1 pseudogene is annotated in these 206 nt (G+C 52.9%); it reads left to right on the forward strand.

Features of this window, described 5'->3' with window-relative positions:
- Positions 1 to 206, forward strand: a pseudogene (locus tag ACELLULO517_RS29190) (IS3 family transposase); the annotation flags it as partial.

A 206-nucleotide genomic window follows, 5' to 3' on the forward strand; every position in this document is an offset into this window, starting at 1 on the left:
GTCCAATATCGCATCAGGAATCGCAGGCTCTTTGCGGCGTGCCATCGGGCTTCTCCTTCTTTCCCACTATGCACCGGCCAAACACGAAATTCCTGACACTCCCATCTGCCACTCGGATCGCGGCAGCCAATATTGTTCCATTGATTATCAGAGCGAGCTGAGAAAACACGGCGCGCTGATTTCCATGTCCGGCAAAGGCAATTGTT

Source organism: Acidisoma cellulosilyticum (assembly GCF_020621385.1).
In the GTDB taxonomy this organism is placed as follows: Bacteria; Pseudomonadota; Alphaproteobacteria; order Acetobacterales; family Acetobacteraceae; genus Acidisoma; species Acidisoma cellulosilyticum.